Source organism: Streptomyces sp. NPDC048197, assembly GCF_043202395.1.
Classification (GTDB): Bacteria; Actinomycetota; Actinomycetes; order Streptomycetales; family Streptomycetaceae; genus Streptomyces; species Streptomyces siderophoricus.
In genome coordinates this window covers 189,637-206,791 of sequence record NZ_JBIDAJ010000011.1, presented here as the reverse complement: position 1 = coordinate 206,791, position 17,155 = coordinate 189,637, and the positions used below count along the sequence as shown (strand labels likewise).

Genomic DNA, 17,155 nt, shown 5'->3' with positions numbered 1-17,155 from the left:
ACCTCACACGCCGACCCCGCCATGTGCATGAGAGCCTGAGTATCACTTCCCGAAAGTCAACTTCCGTTCTACGGAAGCCTGTAGGGCGCTCCGGCCGTCGGCCGGGCGCTTCCCGGGGCACCGCCAGGCACGCCCGTCCGCAGCCGACGGATCGTCAGATCCGTCCCGGCTGCCCCGGATTCACCGTTCCCGTACACCACGAGGGGTCTTCCGCACCGTGCGCACCGTGAGTCAGCCGCCGTCCTCCCCCGCCGGTCCGGCCGGGGAGTTCCTCCACGACTTCCTGCTCGCCGCCGCCCGGCACACCCCCGACGCCCCCGCCGTCATCGAGTCCGACCGGCCCGGTGCGACCACCGTGACCACCTACGCCGAACTCGCCGCCCTGGTGGACGCGTACGCGGACGGCCTCGGCGCGCTGGGCATCGAGACCGGCGCGCGGGTGGTCCTGGAGTCCGACACCACCGCCCGGGCCGTCGCGGCGCTCCTCGCCTGTTCCCGGACCGGCCTCACCTTCGTCCCGGTGAGCCCCGACACCCCGCGCCGGCGGCTGGAGTCGATCCTCGCCACCGCCCGGCCCGCGCTCCACCTCCAGACCGTGGACGGCTCCCGGACGAACCTCCCGCCGGCCCTCGGCACCGCCCGGTTCGGCCCGGACGGACTGACCGTCGAGCGTGCCCCCGCACCCCACCGGCCCCGCCGCCGGGTGCCCTGCGTCACCGACCCCGCGTACATCGTCTTCACCTCCGGCACCACGGGGCGGCCCAAGGGCGTGGTGATGAGCCATCGCGCGGTGCTCGCCTTCTACCGGGGCATGCTGGCGCACCGGATCGCCACGCCCGAGGACCGCATCGCCAGCACCTCACCGCTGCAGTTCGACTTCTCGCTGCTCAACATCGGTCTGGCGCTGGGCAGCGGCGCCGCCGTCGTCCCGGTCCCGCCGCACCTGGTGCGCTGGCCCCGGCATCTGCTGCGGGTGCTGCGGGAGACCGGCGCCACCCAGGTCAACGGCGTCCCGTCGATCTGGCGGCAGTCGCTGCGGTACGAGCCGGAGCGGCTGGCCGCCCTCGACCGGCTGCGTTCGGTCCTGTTCTGCGGTGAGGAGTTCCCGCTGCCCGAACTGCGCCGGCTCCAGGAACTGCTGCCCGCGGCCCGCATCATCAACTGCTACGGCGCCACCGAGTCGATGGCCTGCTCCTTCGAGGACGTCCCGCGCCCGCTGCCGGACGACGTGCAGCGGCTGTCCATCGGCGTCGCCCACCCCGGCGCGGAGATGCTGCTCGTCGACGCGTCGGGGGCGGTCGTCGACCGGCCGGGGGTGCCCGGCGAGATCCATCTGCGCAGTCCCGCGCTGTTCTCCGGGTACTGGGACGACCCGGAGGCCACCCGCGCCGCACTGGTCCCCGACCCGCTGTGCCCGGAGTCCGGCCAGGTGGTCCTGCGCACCGGCGACCTGGCCGTACGGGGCGAGCGCGGCGAGCACTACTTCTGCGGCCGGACCGACTCCCAGGTACAGATCAACGGCAACCGCGTCGAACTCGCCGAGGTGGAGCGGCGGTTGACGGAATTCCCCGGTGCCGCCGCCGCGACCGCACTGGCCCTGCCCCTCTCCGGCGGCGGCCTCGAACTCACCGCCTTCGTGGTCCCCGGCGCCGGCCGGACCCCGCCGGACGCCGGCGCGCTGCGGGAGTTCTGCGCCGAGGCCCTGCCGGCGTACATGGTCCCGCAGCAGATCCAGCTGCTGGACGCGCTGCCCGTCACGGCGAACGGCAAGGTCGACCGGGCGGCCCTGGCGGACGCCGCCGCCCGGGGCGCGGCCCCGGCCGTACCCGGCGGCGGCCCGCAGTGACCGACCACCCGCAGGAGAGAGCCGTGAGCGCAACCGACGCCCCCGCACCAGCGGCCGGTGCGCCCGCCCCCGGCCGGCTGCGCCGCTACGTCCGGGTGCGGGCGGGCGGCCTGCCCGGCGCGTTCTGGGTGCTGTGGGGCGGCTCGCTGGTCAACCGGCTGGGCTCGATGGTCAATCCGTTCCTCAGCCTCTATCTGACCGGCGTCCGCGGCGTCCCGCTCGCCGAAACGGGGCTGATCCTCGCGGTGGTCGGCATCGGCTCGGTGGTCTCCCAGCCGCTGGGCGGCTTCCTCGCCGACCGGTTCGGCCGCCGGGTGGCGCTGACCGGCGGGATGCTGGCGAACGGCGCGACCCTGCTCGCCCTCGGCCACGCCCAGGGCCTGACCGTGCTGATCGCCGCGTGCTTCACGCTCGGCGTCACCATCGACCTCTTCCGCCCCGCCGCCCAGGCCCTGGTCGCCGACGCGGTGCCCGCCGCCGACCGCACCCGCGCCTTCGGGCTGCTGCTCTGGGCGATCAACCTCGGCTTCTCCCTCGCCATGGTGCTGGGCGGCCATCTGGCCTCCCACGGCTACCGGTTGATCTTCTGGATCGACGCGGGCGCCTGCACGTTCTTCGGGGTGCTGGTGTGGCTGGCGGTGCCGGAGACCCGTCCGGCCGCCCGGGACCGCACCGCCGGCAGCTACCGCACCGTCCTCGCCGACCGCACCATGCTCGCCTTCGCCGGGATCATCGTGGTCTACGCGGTCGTCTTCCAGCAGGCGTTCGCCACCCTGCCGCTGGCGATGCGCGGCACCGGCCTGTCCAGCGGCGCGTACGGCCTGGTGATGGGCGTCAACGGCGCCGTCGTGATCGCCCTGCAGCCGCTGATCGGCCACCGGCTGGCCGCCCACGACAAGAGCCGGGTGCTGGCCGCCGGGTTCGCCCTGGCGGCGGGCGGCAACGCGGTGGCCGCGACCGCCTCCGCCACCGCCGGATACGCGCTGGCCGTCACGGTCTCCACGGTCGGCGAGATCCTGGTCTTCGCGGTCACCGCGGCGGTCGTCGCCGATCTGGCGCCGGCCCCGCTGCGCGGCCGCTACAACGGCGTGATCGGCATGGCCTGGGGCACCGGCTTCCTGATCGCCCCCGTCGCCGGCACCCACCTGCTCACCCTCGGCTCCCCCGTCCTCTGGCTGACCTGCGCCGCGCTGTGCCTGCTCGCCGCGGCCGGCCAGCTGGCCCTGGCACCGGCGCTGCGCCGCCGCGTCACCGGCTGACCGGCCGACCGGCCGACCGCGCACCGGAAGGAACCGCACCGTGAAGAAAGTCCTGCTGATCGAGCCCGACGTCGCCGCGGGCGAGGACCTGCTGACCGCGGCCGCCGGCCTGGGCCTCACGGCCTACGCCGCCACCCACGAGGACGTGTACGCGGGCTACCGCCCCGAGTTGAAGGCGCGGATCGCCGCGCCGGTCTTCACCGACTTCGCCGACCCCGCGGCCGCCCGCGCCCAACTGGCCGCCTTCTGCCGCGCCCACGGCGTGGCCGCCGTCGTCCCCTGCTGGGAGTTCCTCACCCCGCTCGCCACCCGGCTCGCCGCTGACCTGGGCCTGCCCGGCCACCGGCCCGAACTCGCCGACGCCGGGCGGAACAAGCGCCTGATGGCCGAGGCGTTCGCGGCCCGCGGCGTACCCGCCCCGCGCACGGTGGCGGCGCCGGACGCCGCGGCCCTGGCCCGCCGGATCGCGGACGCCGGGCTGACCTTCCCGCTCGTCGTCAAACCGGCCGGGAACGCCGCCTCGATCGGGGTGTCCGTCGTCCGGTCGGCCGCCGGCCTCCCGGCCGCCGTACGCCTCGCCCGCGCCGAGACGCACAAGCCCTCGCACGGCATCGCTCTGGACCGCACGCTGCTGGCGCAGGAGTACGTGCCCGGCGAGGAGTTCAGCGTCGAGACGATCCTGGCCGGCGGCGAGCCCCACCACCTCGCCGTCACCGAGAAGTTCACCACCGACGGCACCCACCGCGCCGAACTGGGCCACACGGTGCCCGCCGAACTCCCCCACGACGTCCGGGCGGCCGTCCTCGCGGCGGCCACCGCGGCCTGCACGGCACTGGGCCTGCGCCACGGTGTCGCGCACACCGAGGTGAAGATCGACCCCCGGGGCCGCCCGTACGTCCTCGAAGTGGGCGCCCGGCCCCCCGGCGACCACATCATGACGCTGGTCGAGGAGGCACTCGGCATCGACATGGCCCGCGCCTGCCTCCAGGCCGCGCTGGGCGAACGCCCCGATGTGACGCCGCGCCGGTCGGCGGCCGCCGCGATCCGCTTCCTCACCGCGCCGGAAGCCGGCACCCTGCGCTGGGTCAGCGCCCTCCCCCGCGGCGGGCAGATCGTCGCCACCGCCCTGTCGAAGCTGCCCGGCGAGGAGGTCGGCGGGCCGCACGACAACCTCGGCCGGATCGGCCGGATCATGCTCCGGGCGGACACCTCAGCCGAGGTCAACAAGGCGGCGGCCGCGGCGCTGGAGTCCGTCACGGTGGAGCTGGCGACCCGCTGGTGAGTGACCGTGCAGACCTACCGAATCCGTCGCCCCAAAAGATCTGGACAACGAATTCCACCGCCCTGTAGACAAGAGGCCATGGAATCAGAAGCCGATGACCCCATGACGGCCCAGCCCACCCGGGGCCTGTCGGGGACCGCGCGCACCCGCCACCGCCGGCTGCGCGAACAGGGCCGCACCGACCGCGCGGCGCTCGACGCCGTCCTGGCCGAGGGCTTCCTCTGCCACCTCGGCGTGCTGGTGGACGGTACCCCGCTGGTCGTCCCCACGGTCTACGGCACGGACGGCAGCACGCTCTACGTCCACGGCTCGGTCGCCAGCCGCAGCCTGATCGCCTCGCCCGGGGCCGAGGTCTGCGTCACCGTCACCCATGTCGACGGCCTGGTGCTGGCCCGTTCCGTCTTCGAACACGGCGTCAACTACCGCAGCGCGATGGTGTTCGGCACCCCGCGCCCGGTCACCGACCCCGAGGAGAAGCTGGCCGGGCTGCGCTGCCTGACCGAGCAGGCCGCGCCGGGCCAGTGGGACTACGCCCGCCGCCCGAACCGCAAGGAGCTCGCCGCGACCGCGCTGCTGGCGCTCTCCCTCGACGAGGCGTCGGTGAAGGTCCGTACCGGACCGCCGGACGACGGTGACGGGCCCGACGCGGCGCTCGGCCTGTGGGCGGGGGTGCTCCCGCTGCACACCACCTGGGGCCCGCCGGAGGCCGACCCGCTGCTGCCCGCCGGCCTCACCCCGCCCGCGCACCTCACCGCACGGGCCACCGGGGCGCCACGGAACGGGTGACGGGTCCTCTAGCGTGGAGGGATGGACGAGACGGGACCCGCCGGGCCGCCGCCGGACACCGGCGAGGTGAACTTCCCCGCCCATCAGGCGGCGCGGTGCCGCGGACTTGCCGAACTTGACGGCCAGATCGCCCGCTGCCGGGCCTGCCCCCGGCTGGTGGCCTGGCGCGAGCAGGTCGCCGCGCACCCCCGTGCGGCGTTCCGGGACTGGGAGTACTGGGGGCGGCCGGTCCCCGGCTTCGGGCCCGAGGACGCCGCGCTGGCGGTCGTCGGCCTGGCGCCGGCCGCGCACGGCGGGAACCGCACCGGCCGGATGTTCACCGGGGACGCCTCGGGGGACTTCCTGTTCGCCGCGCTCCACGCGGTGGGCCTCGCCTCACAGCCGACCGCCACGCACCGGGACGACGGCCTGGAGCTCTACGGGGTGCGGGTGACCGCGCCGGTGCACTGCGCCCCGCCGGAGAACAAGCCGACCCCGGCCGAGCGGGGGACCTGCCGGCCCTGGCTGGCCGCCGAACTGGAGCTGCTCGCCCCGACGTTGCGGGCGGTCCTGGCGCTCGGGGCCTTCGGCTGGCAGGCGCTGCTGCCCGTGCTCGGTGAGGCGGGCTGGCCGATCCCCCGCCCGCGCCCGGTGTTCGGGCACGGCGCCGAGCTGACCCTGCCCGCCACCGGCCGGCGCCCCGCACTGAAGGTCCTGGGGAGCTACCACCCCAGCCAGCGCAACACCTTCACCGGCAAGCTCACCTTCGACATGCTCGTCGACCTGCTCAGCCGCGCCGCCGAACTGGCCGAACTGCCCAGCTCCGCACCCCCGCGGCCCTGAGACCCGCCCAACTGCCCGCGGCCGTACCGGAGATGACGTCCCGTACGGCCGCGATGCTTCGAGGTGGGTGGCCCGGCGGTGCGGCCGTACCGTGCCGCGGCTACTGCGCGACCGGGCGGCGGCCCCCGCGGCCACGGCCCCGGCGCGGCGGGCGGCCCGCCCGGGACCGGGTGCGCGCGGCCGGCGCCTTCGCGGCCATGGCCTGGGCCGGAACCTCGATGGTGACCGCGACGCCGGACGGCTCGCGCGCACCCGTGAGGCGGACCAGCTCCTCGTCGCTGGACTTGAGGCGGGTGGTGGCCGGGGTGATCCCGGCGTCCCGCATCAGCCGGGTCATCTCGCGCTTCTGGTCGGGCAGCACCAGCGTGACCACCCGGCCGGACTCCCCGGCCCGGGCGGTGCGGCCGCCGCGGTGCAGATAGTCCTTGTGGTCGGCCGGCGGGTCGACGTTGACGACCAGGTCGAGCGCGTCGACGTGGATGCCGCGGGCCGCGACGTTGGTCGCCACCAGCGCGGTGACCTGGCCGTTCTTGAACTGGTCCAGGGTGCGGTTGCGCTGCGGCTGGGTGCGGCCGCCGTGCAGCGCCGCCGCGCGCACCCCGCTCGCCAGCAGGCGCTTGGCGAAACGGTCGGCGGCGCGCTTGGTGTCCACGAAGAGGATCACCCGGCCGTCGCGGGCCGCGATCCGCAGCGCGACGGCCTTCTTGTCGGTCTCGTCCGCGAGGTGCAGCACATGGTGTTCCATCGTGGCGACGGCGCCCGCCGACGGGTCGACGGAGTGCACCACCGGGTCGGTCAGGAACTGCCGGACGAGCCGGTCCACGTTCCGGTCCAGGGTGGCCGAGAACAGCATCCGCTGCCCGCCCGGCTCGACCTGCGCGAGGAGCGCCGTGACCTGCGGCAGGAAGCCCATGTCGGCCATCTGGTCGGCCTCGTCGAGAACGGTCAGGCGCACCTGTCCGAGCTCACAGTCGCCGCGCTCGATGAGGTCCTTGAGCCGCCCGGGGGTGGCGACCAGCACCTCCGCGCCGCGGCGCAGCGCGCCGGCCTGCTTGGTGATCGACATACCGCCCACCACGGTCGCGATGCGCAGCTGTACGGCGGTGGCGTACGGCAGCAGCGCGTCGGTGACCTGCTGGGCGAGTTCGCGGGTGGGCACCAGGACCAGGGCGAGCGGTGCGCGCGGGCCGGCCCGCAGCCCGGCGGTGCGGGCCAGCAGCGACAGCCCGAAGGCGAGCGTCTTGCCGGAGCCGGTGCGGCCGCGGCCGAGGAGGTCGCGGCCGGCGAGCGAGTTGGGCAGGGTCGCGGCCTGGATGGGGAACGGCTCGGTCACGCCCTGTGCGGTGAGCGTCTTCTGCAGGGCCGCCGGCAGGTCGAGCTCCGCGAAGGACGCGACGGCGGGCAGCGCGGGGACCACCGGCTCCGGCACGGTGAATTCCTGCGGCGGGGCGGCCTTGCGGGCCGTGGCCTTGCCACCCGCCGCCTTCCCGCCGGACGTGCCCGCGGCCTTGCCCGGGGAGTTCCTGCGCCGGGGGTTTCCGGATCCGGCGGGCCGGGGCGTACCGGTGCGGTGCGGGCGTGCGGAGCGAGCCAATGGGGTTCCTTTCCAGGGCCTGGGACAGTACGGGGCCGGGGCCCGACGAGCCCCCATCCGGAAAGGCGTGAACCGGCCGGAAAACAGCAAGTGCGCCTGCGGATCATTCCCGTCAGGCGCACATCATGATCATGGGTACCGAACTGCAACCCTGGCACCCTAGCACGCCGGCCGCTCACAGCAGTTCGGTGATCATGCCGGAGCCGTTCGGGCTCCCCTGCGCGCCGGGCCCCTACGTGTGCCCGCGGTCCCGTTCCTCCAGGTCGGCCAGCATCGCATCGGCGAGGTCGCGCTCGGCGGCGTAGAACCGCTCGGACCACTTCAGCACCAGCGCCGGCCCCGACCGGGCCTCCGCGTCGCGGGCGGCCGCCGCGTCGGCCTCGGCGCGCTGCCGCATCGTCTCGGCGAACTCCCGGTGCCGGCCCAGGACTTCCCGCATCCGGTCGTCCTCCAGCAGATGGCCGAGCCACAGCCGCAGCATCACGCCGTGTTTGAGGACCGGGGGTTCCACCGGCGCCTCGCGGGCCCAGCGGCGGACCGCCGCCATCCCCTCGTCGGTGATCACATAGACCCGTTTGTCGCGGTGGCCGGTCTCCTGGGCGACCGTCCGTGAACTGACGTAGCCGGCCTTCTCCAGGCGCTTGAGCTCGCCGTAGATCTGGCTGAAGGACGGGCTCCAGTAGAAGAAGCGCAGCGACCGGTCCGACCACTTCTTCAGGTCGTAGCCGGACAGCTCCTCGCCGAAGGAGAGCAGTCCGAGCACCGCCCAGCCGGTGGCCGGCAGCTCCGGCCGCTCCGCGTCGCCGGCGTCCGCCCCGTCCGGCTTCCTGTCCGTCACGTTCCGCAGTCTACGGTCCGGCGCCGCCACGGCCGGGTCCGGAAGGCGCCAACTCCCTTGCGCCGGGGCCCCCGGCCGCGGCGCGCGGTGCGGACCGCGGCCGGTCGGCCAATAGTGGAAAGGTGAGCATCCAGGGCCTGCGCGGGCACCGCTCGGTGGTCGGCAACGCGGTCCGTGTGACCACCGCGGCCTGCGTCGGCTTCTACCTCTGCCGCTACGGGCTCGGCCTGACCGCGATGGCGGTGTACGCGGCCTTCACCGCGGTGTCGCTGGGCGCGCTCGCCCGCATCCCCGGGTCCGGGCGGCAGCGCGCCGCGACCGTGCTCACCGCGGTCCCGGCCGGTCTCCTGCTGCTCACCCTGGGCACACTGCTGGCCGTACGGACCTGGGCCGCGGTCCTCGGCATGCTCGTCGTCGGCTTCGTCATCGCGTACGCGGGGACGACCGGGCCGCGGATCGCCGGGGCGGCTCCCGGTATGCAGCTGCTCTACATCCTGCCGTGCTTCCCGCCGTACGCCCCTGAGCTGCTGGGCCAGCGGCTGGCCGGTTTCCTGCTGGGTGCGGCCCTGCTCGCGGCCGCCCAGCGGTTCCTGCTGCCCGAACCGGACACCCCGCCGTTCCGCCGGCTGCTGGCCGGGGCCGCCGACGCGGCCGCGGACCTCGCCGAGCTGCACGGCGCCCCGGCTCCCGGGCCGCTGCTCGACCGGGCCCGGTCCGCCGCCGACGCGCTGCGGCCGTCCCGGGTCCCGCCGGCCGACCGGCCCGCGTCCCCCACCGTCGCCCACAAGGCCATGCAGCACGCCGCCGAGGCGGCCCGCACCCTGCTGGCCCGGCTCGACGCCCTGCACACCGCCGAGGGCGCGCACCGCGCCTACCGGCCCGAGACGGTCGCCCTGCTGACCGGCATCGGCGATGCCGCCCGCGGGGCGGCGCGGGCGCTCCGCGACGGCCGGCGGCTGCGGCCCGGGCAGGGGCCGCAGGCCACGGAACTGGAGCGTGAGCTGGGGCCCGTGCGCACCCACCAGGCCCTGGACACCCTGGAGCGGCTGGACGCCGACGACCGGCTGGTCTATCTGCGCCGCCGGTCGCTGGTGGTGCAGGCCGCGGACGCCACCGTCGTACTGGTGCTGGCCACCCGGCTGCTGTTCGGCGACCGCAGCGTCGACCGGGACACCGCCGGGCACGCCTTCGGCTACGCCCGGGCGCGTGCCCCCGCGCTGTGGTGGCTCCGGCTGACCAGCCATCTCACCCCGCGTTCGGTGATCTTCCAGAACGCCTGCCGGTTCGCGCTCGGGCTGGCCGCGGCCCGGGCGGTCGCCGGGGTGCTCGACCTCCAGCACGGCTTCTGGGTGCTGCTGGCGACCCTGACGCTCACCCGGACGACGAGCCTGGAGACCCGCTCCGCGATCCGGCAGGCGCTGCTGGGCACGCTGGCCGGCGCGGTGCTGGCCGGTGGGCTGCTGGCCCTGGTGGACGACCGGGCGGCGGTGTACGCGGTGCTGCTGCCGCCGGTGATGCTGCTGGCGTTCACGCTGGGGCCGCTGCGCGGGCTCGCCTGGGCGCAGGGCGGGTTCACCCTGGTCGTCGCCACGCTGTTCGCGCAGGTCTCCCGGGTCACCTGGCACCTCGCACCGGTCCGGCTGACCGACGTCCTGACGGGCAGCGTCATCGGGCTGATCTGCGGTCTGGTGGCCTGGCCGCGCGGGGCGGGGAGAGAGGTGCGGCGCAGCATGGCGGCGCTGGCCGCGGCGATCGCCGCGTCCATCGGGCGCACCGCCGCCCGGGTCGTGGACCGTACCGGTGCCGGCCGGGCGGGCGGCACGGCGGCGACGGGCGGGCCGGGCGGCGCGGGGCGCGACGCCGAGGCGGACCTCGGGGCGATCAACCGAGCGCTGGCGCTGGCGCGGGAGAGCCTGGCCCAGTACCAGTGCGAGCCGCGGGAGCGCACCGCCCGGCAGCCGGACTGGCCCGCGGTGCTGGTCGCCGCGGCGGACGCCCGGCGCGGCGAACGGCTGCTGCCCGGCCGCCCGGGCCGGATCACCCACCGGGAGACCGGGGACTGGCTGCGGCGGGCGGCGGACGACACCGCGGCCGGCTACCGGGCGCTCGCCCGGCGGCTGGACACCGACCACACCGCGCCGCCGGACCGCAGCCCGCCGCTGGACGTCCGCGGCCTGCTGGCGGTCGTCCAGCGGATCCCACGGGACAGCCCGGACCGGGACGCCCGGGCGCTGGCCGCGGCACTGCTGCTGGACTCGGTCATCTGGCTGGACGGGCTCACCACGGATCTGACCCGCATCCAGGAGGAGATCTGACACCGGCCCGGCCCCGCGGCCCGGCTCTGCCCGGATCTGCCCGGACAACGCGGAGCCCGCCCGCCGGGCGCTGCGGCAGCCGGCCCTCCCGATCGCCGAGGTCATCCCGGCTACGACGGACGCCGGGGGAAGTGGGTGGGGTTCCGGCCCGGTCAGCCGGCGGGGTCCGATGCGGCCAGCACGCGGACCGTGCCGAGGCCGGGGTCGGTGGCGTCGGGCAGGTTCATGCCCGCCTCGACACCGGAGCACAGATAGCGCAGGACGGGTTCGGTGAGCCGCTCGCCGGGCAGCACGGCCGGGATTCCGGGCGGGTACGGGGTGATCATCTCGGCCGCGACCCGGCCCGCGGCGTCCGCCGGCGGGATGTCCTCGGTGTCGCCGAAGAAGGCGTCCCGCGGCAGACAGGTCTGTTCCATGCGCAGCCCCGCCGGGTCCGGCACCTGGACGGTGGGCGCGGGCCGCAGGTCCGCCGCCGCGTGGGCGAGGTCCTTCAGCGCGGTCAGCAGGGCGCCGGTGGTCTCCGCGTCGTCGGCGTGGGTGAGCTGGGTGGAGATCCGGCGGTGGTCGGCGAGGTGGGCGTCGAGGTGACGGTGTTCGCGGAGCCAGTCGGCCGCGCGGTAGCCGGTCGTGCCCAGGCCGCTGACGTCGATGACGACGGGCAGCGGGTCGAAGTCGTCGGCCAGTCCGGGGCCGCACAGGTCCGCGCGGTCGTTGACGTGCAGGCCGTCGATCGCCTCGACGGCGGTGCGGACCTCGGCGGCCAGGTCCAGGGCGCGGCCCAGCAGTTCCCGGCCGTGCAGGGCCATCTGGCGGCGCCAGCCGTCCAGCCCGGCGTAGATCAGCACCGACGGGCTGGTGGTGCCCAGCAGATCGGCCCTGATCTTGAGCTTGGCCGGGTCGATCAGGTCGCCCTGGAGGTGGAAGACCGAGCCCTGTTCCAGACCGCTGCCCATCTTGTGGATGCTGGTGACGCAGACGTCGGCCCCGGCGTCCATCGCCCACGACGGCAGGCCCGGGTGGAACGGCAGGTGGGCGCCCCACGCCTCGTCCACGATCAGCGGGCGGGACCGGCGGTGGCAGACGTCGGCGAGGGCCCGCAGGTCGGTGCAGGTGCCGTACGGGGTGGGGCTGGTGACCAGCGCCCCGCGGGCGTCGGGGTGCGCGGCGAAGGCCCGCTCGTACTCCTCGGCCGACGGGGCGTGGGCCAGGTGCCGCTCGGCGTCCCAGCGGGGCTCCACCCACACCGGCCGGATGCCGGACAGGATCAGGCCGGACACCACGGATTTGTGGGCGTCCCGGCCGATCAGCAGTTTCTCGTGCGGGCCGGCGACGGTCAGCATCGCGGCCTTCACCGACAGGGAACTCCCGCAGGTGGAGAAGAAGGTGTGGGCGGCGTGCACCGCGTCGGCCATCAGCCGTTCGGCGCGCTCCAGCACCTCTCCCCTGGTGCGCCGGTCGTCGAGCCCACCGGAGGCGAGGACGTCGCCGAGGAAGACGGCGTCGCCGAGCACCGCCCGTACCTCCGGGTCGGCGCCGCGGGCCTGTTTGTGGCCGGGCGGCGTGAAGGGCACCCGGCCCTTGGTGTGGTGGTCGGCGAGGGCCTGCAGTACGGGGGCGCTGGTGTGGTCGGTCATTTCTGCTCCAGGTCTACTCCAGCAGCCCGGCCACCACGCGCAGGTCCGAGACCAGGCCGGCGTAGGCCTCGGCGCGGTCGTCGGAGCGCAGCACGGACGACGGGTGGACGGTGGCCACCACCAGCCCGCGCTCGCTCTCGATCGGTGCGCCCCGCTCCTTCGTCACCCTGAACGAAGAACCGAGGAGGGTCTTGGCCGCTGTGGCGCCGAGCACCACGATCACCTCCGGGTCGAGTTGGGCCAGTTCGGCATTGAGCCAGGGGCGGCAGGCGGTCATCTCCCGCAGGCTCGGGGCCTTGTGGATGCGGCGTTTGCCGCGCGCGGCGACGGTGAACTTGAAGTGCTTGACGGCGTTGGTGAAGTACGCCTGCCGCTCGTCGAGCCCGCCTTCGTTCATCGCCTTGCGCAGCAGCCGGCCGGCCGGGCCGACGAACGGCTCGCCCTGCCGGTCCTCCTGGTCGCCCGGCTGTTCCCCGACGAACACCGTCCGGGCCGAGGCGCTGCCGGCGCCGAAGACCGTCTGCGTGGCGTCGCGGAAGAGCGGGCAGCCCCGGCAGTCGGCCGCGGCCCGCCGCAGCGCCGCCAGACCGCCGCGGGCGGGCAGGTACGGCGTGGCGTCGTACCCCTCCCCCGCCTCCGTAGGCTCCTCCACGAGCGGCACCGCCTTCCCCATCGTGCGGCCGCCGTGCTTCCGGCGGCCCACCGCAACGGGTTCCCGGACCGGGGCGCGGTTAACGCCCGGGCAGCGGTTTTGCACCCGATGCGCGGTGGCCGGCGGGTGCCCGCCCGGGTGCGGATGGCCCGGCCGGAACCGATCCTGAAGCAGTGGAGTGGCGTGTCACGTGTGACCTCCCGCCGCTCGGGCACCCGCCGGGGCAGGAGCCCGAGGGCGACCGCAGCGGGCCCGGCCCCCGGGGCCGGGCCCAGGAACGAACCCGACCAAGGCAGCGTGTCGCGGTACGGCCGTGACAGCGGAACGGACACACATGAGCAATGGATTCATGGGTCCGGAGGGTTACGGCCCGGACCCGTTCGGTGAATTCCTCGCGCGCTTCTTCGGCAGCGCCGCGAAGTCGGCGGGCGGGGAGGCGGGGCAGCCACTGCCCCGGCAGGCGGACATCGCGCGCCTGATGAGCGGGCCCGCCCGGGACCTGGTGACCTCCGCCGCCTCGTACGCCGCCGAGCACGGCAGCACCGAGCTCGGCACCGAGCACCTGCTGCGGGCGGCGCTGTCCGCGGAGCCCACCCGGAGCCTGCTGCGGCAGTCGGGGGCGGACCCGGACGCGCTGGCGGCCGAGATCGACCGGAGCGCCGGCAGCGGGCCGCGGCAGTCCAGCGTGGCGGTGACGCCGGCGGTGAAGCGGGCGCTGCTGGGCGCGCACGACCTGGCCCGGGACCACGGCGCGTCGTACATCGGCCCGGAGCACGTGCTGGACGCGCTGGCCGCCAATCCGGACTCGGCGGCGGGCCGGATCCTCAACCTCGCCCACTTCGACCCCAACGCAGCCCCCCAGGGCGGTCACGGCCCGTCCTCGCACCACTCCGGGGGCGAGCACGGCGCCGCGCCCAAGCACGACACCCCGACCCTCGACAAGTACAGCCGTGACCTGACCGACATCGCCCGGGCCGGCCGGATCGATCCGGTGATCGGCCGCGAGGAGCAGATCGAGCAGACCATCGAGGTCCTCTGCCGCCGGGGGAAGAACAATCCGGTGCTGGTGGGCGACGCGGGCGTGGGCAAGACCGCGATCGTGGAGGGGCTGGCCCAGCGGCTGGCCGACGGCGACGTGCCGGACATCCTGGCGGGCCGCCGGGTGGTCGCCCTGGACCTGACCTCCGTGGTGGCCGGTACCCGCTACCGCGGGGACTTCGAGGAGCGGATGAACGGGATCATGGAGGAGGTCCGGGCCCACCCGGACTCGCTGATCATCTTCATCGACGAGCTGCACACGGTCGTCGGGGCCGGCGGCGGCAGCGGCGACGGCGGTTCGCTGGAGGCGAGCAACATGCTCAAGCCCGCCCTGGCCCGCGGTGAGCTGCACGTGATCGGCGCGACGACGCTGGAGGAGTACCGGCGGCACATCGAGAAGGACGCCGCGCTGGCCCGCCGCTTCCAGCCGATCCTGGTGCCCGAGCCGACGGTCGAGGACACGGTGGCCATCCTGCGCGGACTGCAGGACCGCTACGAGGCCCACCACCAGGTGCGGTACACCCCCGAGGCGCTGCGTGCCGCCGTCGAGCTCTCCGACCGCTACATCGCCCACCGCTTCCTGCCCGACAAGGCCATCGACCTGCTCGACCAGGCCGGTGCGCGGGTGCGGCTGCGCTCGGGCACCAAGACCACCGATGTGCGGGCGCTGGAGCGCGAGGTGGAGCAGCTGGCGGTGGACAAGGACCAGGCGGTGGCGTCGGAGCAGTACGAGCGGGCGACCGAACTGCGGGACCGGCTCGCGGAGCTGACCGCGCGGATCGAGGCCGCCCAGGGGTCGGCGCCGAGCGGGGACGGCCGGATCGTGTCGGTCACCGGCGAGGACATCGCCGAGATCGTGTCCCGGCAGACCGGGGTGCCGGTCAGCAGCCTGACCCAGGAGGAGAAGGAGCGGCTGCTGGGGCTGGAGGAGCGGCTGCACACCCGGGTGATCGGGCAGGACGACGCCGTCACGGCGGTCTCCGAGGCGATCCTGCGCTCGCGGGCCGGGCTCTCCGACCCGAACCGCCCGATCGGCAGTTTCCTCTTCCTGGGCCCCACCGGGGTGGGCAAGACGGAGCTGGCCCGGGCGCTCGCCCAGGCGCTGTTCGGCAGCGAGGACCGCATGGTGCGGCTGGACATGAGCGAGTACCAGGAGCGGCACACGGTCAGCCGGCTGGTGGGCGCGCCGCCCGGATACGTCGGCCACGAGGACGCCGGCCAGCTGACCGAGGCGGTGCGGCTGCACCCGTATTCGCTGCTGCTGCTCGACGAGGTGGAGAAGGCCCACCCGGACGTGTTCAACATGCTGCTGCAGGTCCTCGACGACGGGCATCTGACGGATTCCCAGGGCCGCACCGTCGACTTCAAGAACACCGTCATCGTGATGACCAGCAACCTGGGCTCGGAGGCGCTCAGCGGCGGGCGCGGGGTGCTGGGCTTCGGCCCGGACGTGGCGGGGCCGGAGGCCGGTGACGGGGCCCGGGAGCGGGCGCTGGCCAGTCTGCGCGAGCACTTCCGCCCGGAGTTCCTCAACCGGCTCGACGAGATCATCGTGTTCCGCCGGCTCACCGACGAGCAGCTGCGGCAGATCACCGGACTGCTGCTGGAGGGCACCCGGCGCCGGCTGCACGCGCAGGACATCTCCGTGGAGTTCCGCCCGGAGGCCGTGGACTGGCTCACCCACCGCGGCCACCAGCCCGAGTACGGGGCCCGGCCGCTGCGGCGCACCATCCAGCGCGAGGTCGACAACGCGCTGTCGCGGCTGCTGCTGGACGGTGCGCTGTCCGCGGGTGACGAGGTGTGCGTGGAGGTGGCGGACAAGGAGCTGAGGTTCCGCATCAACCAGCCCGAGAGGACGTAGCGGGGCGGGGCAGAAGCAGGAGAGGAGCCGTCGGGAACGGGCGGACGGACGAAAGGGAGGACCGGTGCGGGCACTGGGGCCGCGTCAGACGTCGTCGGGCCGCGACGAGTCGCCCGAGGAACGGGCCGACCGGCGCTGGATCGAACTGCTCCAGGAGGTGCGGGTCATCCAGACCGGGGTGCAGATCCTCTTCGGCTTCCTGCTCACCGTGGTCTTCACCCCGCGGTTCCCGACGCTCAGCCACACCGACCAGCTCATCTACGTGGTGACGGTGCTGCTGGGCGCGGCCACCACGGGCGCGCTGATCGGCACGGTGACGTTCCACCGGCTGGTCACCGGTCACCGCCTCAAGCCGGAGACGGTGGTGTGGGCGTCGCGGCTGGCGCTGGTGGGGCTCGTGCTGTTGCTGGCGACGGTGGCCTCGGCGCTGCTGCTGATCCTGCGGCTCGCGATGAGTGACGCGTTCGTGCCCTGGATCGTGGTGGGGATGGTCGTCTGGTTCGCGCTCTGCTGGTTCGCGCTGCCCGCATGGGCCCTGCGCCGGTACTCGTCGAAGGAGAAGGAGTGAGCCGCCGCTCCGGGCGCCCGTCCGGGCCGCCGGGGGCATGATGGTCACAAGGAGGGGAAGCCGCGAAGACGGAGGTCGAACGCCATGGTTCCGTTGCTTCTGGTCCTGCTCATCGTCCTGATCTTCTTCGGGCTGGGCTTCGTGCTGAAGGCACTGTGGATCGTCGCCCTGGTGGCGCTGGCGATCTGGCTGGTCGGCTTCCTCGTCCGCTCGTCCGGGCCGGGTGGCGGGCGCGGCCGCTGGTACCGCTGGTAGCGCCGGCCCGGCCGGCCGCCGTCCGGCAGGCGCAGGGGAGGTTTTCCGTGACGCAGAACATCTGGGGTTACCAGGACAGCGTGGGATACGTGTCCGGGACCGATCTCACCGGTTTCGCCGTCGAGGCGATCGACGGCACCGTCGGGTCGGTCGACGAGCACTCCGACGAGGCCGGGGCCAGCTATCTGGTCGTCGACACCGGAGTGTGGATCTTCGGCCGGGAGATCCTGCTGCCGGCCGGGCTCATCTCCTCGATCGACATCGGCCGCAGCACGATCTACCTCGCGTGCACGAAGAAGGACATCGAGGACGCCCCGGAGTTCGAGCGGGAGAAGCACATCGGGGACGACGAGTACCACCGGATGCTGGCCGGTCACTACGGCGCCCCGCACACCTGAGCCGGCC

Annotated in this window: 14 protein-coding genes; 10 read left to right on the top strand and 4 right to left on the bottom strand. The window is 74.6% G+C overall.

Translation table 11 applies throughout. The features are described 5' to 3' along the window. The first annotated feature begins 226 nt into the window (after window positions 1-226). The 5 genes from ACGF4C_RS17745 (at window position 227) to ACGF4C_RS17725 (ending at window position 5,995) form a co-directional block, all read left to right on the top strand. Window positions 227-1,846, top strand: a complete 1,620-nt coding sequence (locus tag ACGF4C_RS17745; RefSeq protein ID WP_393567205.1) for an AMP-binding protein — start codon at window positions 227-229, stop codon at window positions 1,844-1,846. A gap of 23 nt (window positions 1,847-1,869) precedes the next feature. Continuing rightward, complete coding sequence (locus ACGF4C_RS17740; protein WP_393567203.1) at window positions 1,870-3,105, top strand: MFS transporter; 1,236 nt, start codon at window positions 1,870-1,872, stop codon at window positions 3,103-3,105. Between the two features lie 40 nt (window positions 3,106-3,145). Beyond that, on the top strand, window positions 3,146-4,387 hold the full coding sequence (locus tag ACGF4C_RS17735; protein WP_393567202.1) for an ATP-grasp domain-containing protein: 1,242 nt from the start codon (window positions 3,146-3,148) through the stop codon (window positions 4,385-4,387). 78 nt (window positions 4,388-4,465) lie between these two features. After that, entirely contained in the window at window positions 4,466-5,173 is a 708-nt protein-coding gene (locus ACGF4C_RS17730) for a pyridoxamine 5'-phosphate oxidase family protein (protein ID WP_393567201.1), read from the top strand. 21 nt (window positions 5,174-5,194) lie between these two features. Continuing rightward, complete coding sequence (locus ACGF4C_RS17725; protein ID WP_393567200.1) at window positions 5,195-5,995, top strand: uracil-DNA glycosylase; 801 nt, start codon at window positions 5,195-5,197, stop codon at window positions 5,993-5,995. A 100-nt stretch (window positions 5,996-6,095) separates the two neighbouring features. Here the strand turns inward: ACGF4C_RS17725 and ACGF4C_RS17720 are convergent, their stop codons facing one another. Together ACGF4C_RS17720 and ACGF4C_RS17715 are read right to left on the bottom strand one after the other, a co-directional pair. Continuing rightward, window positions 6,096-7,589: a DEAD/DEAH box helicase gene (locus ACGF4C_RS17720; protein ID WP_393567198.1), complete on the bottom strand. Its 1,494-nt coding sequence runs from the start codon at window positions 7,587-7,589 to the stop codon at window positions 6,096-6,098. Between the two features lie 232 nt (window positions 7,590-7,821). After that, the gene (locus tag ACGF4C_RS17715) at window positions 7,822-8,436 is read right to left on the bottom strand and encodes a PadR family transcriptional regulator (protein ID WP_393567252.1); all 615 of its coding nucleotides are present in this window, start codon (window positions 8,434-8,436) and stop codon (window positions 7,822-7,824) included. A 113-nt stretch (window positions 8,437-8,549) separates the two neighbouring features. Here ACGF4C_RS17715 and ACGF4C_RS17710 point away from each other — a divergent pair, with 113 nt between their 5' ends. After that, window positions 8,550-10,742 (top strand): FUSC family protein, encoded by a 2,193-nt coding sequence (locus ACGF4C_RS17710; protein ID WP_393567196.1) that lies wholly within the window; start codon window positions 8,550-8,552, stop codon window positions 10,740-10,742. 152 nt (window positions 10,743-10,894) lie between these two features. Here ACGF4C_RS17710 and ACGF4C_RS17705 read toward each other — a convergent pair whose 3' ends face one another. Together ACGF4C_RS17705 and ACGF4C_RS17700 are read right to left on the bottom strand one after the other, a co-directional pair. Then, complete coding sequence (locus ACGF4C_RS17705) at window positions 10,895-12,376, bottom strand: aminotransferase class I/II-fold pyridoxal phosphate-dependent enzyme (protein WP_393567194.1); 1,482 nt, start codon at window positions 12,374-12,376, stop codon at window positions 10,895-10,897. Between the two features lie 13 nt (window positions 12,377-12,389). Continuing rightward, complete coding sequence (locus ACGF4C_RS17700) at window positions 12,390-13,049, bottom strand: UdgX family uracil-DNA binding protein (protein ID WP_310727864.1); 660 nt, start codon at window positions 13,047-13,049, stop codon at window positions 12,390-12,392. 313 nt (window positions 13,050-13,362) lie between these two features. On the opposite strand from ACGF4C_RS17700, the gene ACGF4C_RS17695 reads away from it, so the two are divergent. The 4 genes from ACGF4C_RS17695 to ACGF4C_RS17680 all read left to right on the top strand — a co-directional run bounded on the left by ACGF4C_RS17695 (window position 13,363) and on the right by ACGF4C_RS17680 (window position 17,148). Beyond that, the gene (locus ACGF4C_RS17695) at window positions 13,363-15,927 is read left to right on the top strand and encodes an ATP-dependent Clp protease ATP-binding subunit (RefSeq protein ID WP_393567193.1); all 2,565 of its coding nucleotides are present in this window, start codon (window positions 13,363-13,365) and stop codon (window positions 15,925-15,927) included. Between the two features lie 64 nt (window positions 15,928-15,991). Next, window positions 15,992-16,495 (top strand): DUF6328 family protein, encoded by a 504-nt coding sequence (locus ACGF4C_RS17690; RefSeq protein WP_362149433.1) that lies wholly within the window; start codon window positions 15,992-15,994, stop codon window positions 16,493-16,495. 84 nt (window positions 16,496-16,579) lie between these two features. Further along, window positions 16,580-16,750 carry a hydrophobic protein gene (locus tag ACGF4C_RS17685; protein WP_393567190.1) on the top strand — a complete coding sequence of 57 codons (171 nt, stop codon included), beginning with the start codon at window positions 16,580-16,582 and terminating at the stop codon, window positions 16,748-16,750. Between the two features lie 47 nt (window positions 16,751-16,797). Next, complete coding sequence (locus ACGF4C_RS17680; protein ID WP_393567189.1) at window positions 16,798-17,148, top strand: PRC-barrel domain containing protein; 351 nt, start codon at window positions 16,798-16,800, stop codon at window positions 17,146-17,148. The last annotated feature ends 7 nt before the right edge of the window (window positions 17,149-17,155 follow it).

Bases quoted from the DNA above. Each gene is read 5' to 3' on its own strand.
- ACGF4C_RS17705 (WP_393567194.1), bottom strand. From the start codon at position 12,376: ATGACCGACCACACCAGCGCCCCCGTACTGCAGGCCCTCGCCGACCAC.
- ACGF4C_RS17695 (WP_393567193.1), top strand. From the start codon at position 13,363: ATGAGCAATGGATTCATGGGTCCGGAGGGTTACGGCCCGGACCCGTTC.
- ACGF4C_RS17730 (WP_393567201.1), top strand. From the start codon at position 4,466: ATGGAATCAGAAGCCGATGACCCCATGACGGCCCAGCCCACCCGGGGC.
- ACGF4C_RS17685 (WP_393567190.1), top strand. From the start codon at position 16,580: ATGGTTCCGTTGCTTCTGGTCCTGCTCATCGTCCTGATCTTCTTCGGG.
- ACGF4C_RS17725 (WP_393567200.1), top strand. From the start codon at position 5,195: ATGGACGAGACGGGACCCGCCGGGCCGCCGCCGGACACCGGCGAGGTG.
- ACGF4C_RS17700 (WP_310727864.1), bottom strand. From the start codon at position 13,049: ATGGGGAAGGCGGTGCCGCTCGTGGAGGAGCCTACGGAGGCGGGGGAG.